Origin of the sequence: Rathayibacter sp. AY2B7 (assembly GCF_002931635.1) — a bacterium.
In the GTDB taxonomy this organism is placed as follows: Bacteria; Actinomycetota; Actinomycetes; order Actinomycetales; family Microbacteriaceae; genus Rathayibacter.
Map to the genome: position 1 here is coordinate 1 of NZ_PSUC01000224.1, position 971 is coordinate 971.

The following is a 971-nucleotide window of genomic DNA, read 5'->3' on the forward strand; positions in this document are numbered from 1 at the left end:
GCCATTACTCGACCACCAGAAGGACACCGGCGGCCGCAGGCTCGCCCCCCGATCCCCCACCCGCTCGCCGCACCCTCTGAGGCGAACCGGCGATCCGCGTGTCAGCGGATCGTCGTAGCCGTACGCAGGACGCTCTCACCGACCCGGCCAGGCTCCCCAGCCGACCGCGCCGAGCCGGGCAGGGACCGGCTCGGAATTCAATACAGACAGTTCGGCCCCAGCAGGCTCTTCAGCTCGCCGAAGAGGTCCGGGGTGATGCGCACGGGGAACGGCACCTCGAACACGCGGGCCGTGTCGCCCTTGATGAGCTTCAGGCGCACCTCGGTCTGGCCGGAGTGGCGGATGAGCACGTCGCTGAGCTGCGAGACCGTGTCGGTGGTCGCGCGCGACTCGGGCATCGAGACGGTGAGCGGTCCCGAGTCGCCGTCCTGGCTCATCTCGGGGGCGAACAGGCTGAACGCGTGCAGATTCATCCCGTCGTCGCGCATGCTGACGCGGCCTCTGACGACGACGATGGAGTCGTTCGTGAGCGCCGGGGCGAACTCCTGGTACGCCTTCCCCATGAACATGCAGGTGATCTCGCCACCGAAGTCCTCGACCTGGATCATCCCGTACTGGTTGCCGGAGGCCTTGGCCATGCGGTGCTGGACGCTCGTGACGAGGCCCGCGACGACCACGGTCTCGCCGTCGGCGATCGTCTCCGAGATCAGCAGGTCGGCGATCGTGGTGCTGTAGTGCTTGGCGAGCTCGGTCTCGAGTCCGGCGAGCGGATGGTCGGACACGTAGAGCCCGAGCATGTCGCGCTCGAAGGCGAGCTTGTCGCGCTTGGCCCATTCGGGCCGCTCGGGCACCTGGATCGCGGCCTGCGGCTCGTCCCAGAGGCTGTCGAAGTCGAAGCCGACCTGGCCGTTCGCCTCGTTGCGCTTCTCCCCCACCGCCGCCTCGACGGCGTCCTCGTGCACCTCGACCAG

The 971-nt window shown here is 68.6% G+C and carries 1 protein-coding gene; it reads right to left on the minus strand.

What is annotated here, in order from left to right; translation table 11 throughout:
• Positions 1–197 precede the first annotated feature (197 nt).
• The coding region (locus C5C27_RS17545) for an OB-fold nucleic acid binding domain-containing protein (RefSeq protein WP_258066850.1) at positions 198–971 on the minus strand (774 nt) is incomplete at its 5' end.